We start from the raw sequence: 2,673 nt of genomic DNA on the forward strand, positions 1-2,673 counted from the left end.
CGCTGGCGGCCTACCAGTCGCCGCAAGGTGCGGTCGAGACGGCGCTGGCGCAGATCTGGGCCGAGCTCCTTGGTGTCGAGCGCATCGGGCGCAACGACCACTTCTTCGAACTGGGCGGCCACTCGCTCTTGGCCGTGCAGATGTCGAGCCGGCTGTCACAGGCTGTCGGGGTCGAACTGCCACTGTCGACGCTGTTCGCAAGGCCAGTGCTGAGTGACCTGGCGGCAAGCATCGTCGAGCTGTTGAGCCGCTCCGGTCCGCACGAGCTGTCGTCGATTGCAGCCGTGTCGCGTCATGAGCCGCTTGTGCTGTCGTTTGCGCAGCAGCGGCTATGGTTTTTGGCTCAGCTGAACGAAGGCAGCACGAACTATCACATTCCGCTGGCCTTGCGATTGCGCGGGATGCTCGACCGCAGCGCCTGGCAGCGCAGCCTTGACCGTCTGTTTGCGCGTCATGAGGCGCTGCGCAGTGTGTTTGTCGCGACCCAAGGCAAGCCCCGGGTTGAGGTTCTGCCGCCGGACGCGGGTCTGCCGATAGTTGAGCATGATCTGCGGGAGAGATCGGATGCGGAAGCGGCATTTTTGGATCTGTGCCATGAAGAGGGGCGCACGCCATTCGATCTTGCGCGCGGTCCGCTGATCCGCGGGCGGCTGATCCGCATCGCCGACGAGGAACACGTCTTCCTACTGACCCAGCATCACATCGTCTCGGACGGTTGGTCGATGGGCGTGCTGCTGCGTGAACTTAGCCAGCTCTACCGGGCATTCGAGGCTGGGCAGGACGACCCTCTGCCGCCGCTTGCGATCCAGTATCCGGATTACGCCGCCTGGCAACGTCAATGGCTGTCGGGGGAACGGTTGCAGAAGCAGGCGCAGTATTGGCGCAGCGCCCTGGCAGGCACAGCCCGTCTTGTCTTGCCGACGGACCATGCGCGGCCTGCCCAGCAGTCGTTTGCCGCGGCCACGGTCCCGATCACCGTCGATGCGGATTTGACGCGGGAGCTGAAGCGGCTGAGCCTACAGCATGGCACGACGTTGTTCATGATGGTGCTGGCGGCCTGGGCGGCGGTGCTGTCGCGTCTGTCCGGGCAGGACGATCTTGTGATTGGCGTGCCGAGCGCCAATCGGGGGCACCGCGAGATCGAAGAGCTGATCGGGTTCTTCGTCAACACCCTGGCGCTTCGGCTGGACCTGTCGGGCAAGCCGCGCGTGTCGGAGCTTCTGGAGCGGACGCGGCGCACGGTGCTGGCTGCGCAGGAGCATCAGGACCTGCCGTTCGAGCAGGTGGTGCAGATCGTGCAGCCGCCCCGGGCTCTTGATCACACGCCATTGTTCCAGGTGATGCTGGCCTGGGAGAACAATGCGGTTGGGTCATTGGACCTGCCGGGGCTGAGTGTCGAAGCTGCCGGGGAGGAGATTGATCAGGTCGAGTTCGATCTGGAGCTGAGCCTTGGTGAGCAGGGCGAGGAGATCGCCGGAACACTGGCTTATGCCACGGCGCTGTTTGATCAGGCGACGATCGAGCGGCAGCGTGGTTATCTGCTGGCGCAGCTGCGGGCGATGGTTGCCGATGCGCAGCAAGAGGTCCACCGGATTGAGCTGCTCTCGACTGCCGAGCGCACGTATCTGCTGGAGGAGCTGAACCGGACGGCGGCGCCGTATCCTGCGGAGCGGTGCATCCACGAGCTGTTCGAGGCGCAGGTGCACAAGGCGCCGGATGCGGTGGCGGTGGTCTGCAAAGATGAGCGGCTGAGCTACGGCGAGCTCAATGCGCGGGCCAACCGCCTGGCGCATCACCTGATCGCCCTCGGGGTCAAACCTGGGGATCGCATTGCCACAGTGCTGGACCGCTCCGTCGCTCTTCTGGTGGCGCAGCTGGCAATTCTGAAGGCCGGCGGCGTGTATGTACCGATCGATCGCGCCCTCCCGCCGGCACGACAAGAATTGCTGAGGGCCGATTGTGCTGCACGCTTGGTGCTTTGCGCTGATGATCTGGTTGAGGCGACGATACCTGTTCGTACTATTGGGCCGCTCATAGCTGGAACGGGATGTAGTTCCGATCCTGGGCTGGCGTTGAGCGCTGAAACTGCCGCTTACGTCATGTACACCTCTGGCTCAACTGGCCTTCCCAAAGGAGTTGTTGTTCCTCATCGTGCCGTCAACCGGCTCGTGATCAACAGTGGGTATGTGAAGATCGATGCAGGAGATCGGGTGGCATGGGCTGGCAATCCCGCCTTCGACGCAAGCACGTTCGAAGTATGGGCACCGCTGCTTAACGGTGGTTGCATTGTTGCCATGCATGCCGCCACCGTCAGGGATACTCTTAGTTTTGCCCGCGCGCTTGAACAGCACCGGGTGACGACACTGTTTCTAACAACAGCATTATTCAACCAACATACATCAACGATTGCTCCGACGTTGGCGCAACTGAAGCACCTCCTCTGTGGGGGTGAGTGCGGTGATCTTGCCTCGTTTCTGAGATTGTTAAAGGAAAAGGGCCCCGTACGTCTCATTAACTGCTACGGGCCCACCGAGACGACGACATTCGCGACGATCTGGACTTGCCCGGCTGATTTTAATGGGTCATTGGTCCCGATCGGGCGCCCAATCGCCAACACGCGTGTGTACTTGCTGGATGGCCATGGCGCGCCCGTGCCGTTCGGCGCGGTGGGTG

Annotated in this window: 1 protein-coding gene; it reads left to right on the forward strand. The window is 62.6% G+C overall.

Features of this window, described 5'->3' with window-relative positions; all coding sequences use genetic code 11:
- The coding region (locus I6F21_RS37420) for a condensation domain-containing protein (protein ID WP_225184343.1) at window positions 1–2,673 on the forward strand (2,673 nt) is incomplete at both ends.

Origin of the sequence: Bradyrhizobium sp. NBAIM03 (assembly GCF_020194055.1) — a bacterium.
GTDB lineage: Bacteria > Pseudomonadota > Alphaproteobacteria > Rhizobiales > Xanthobacteraceae > Bradyrhizobium > Bradyrhizobium yuanmingense.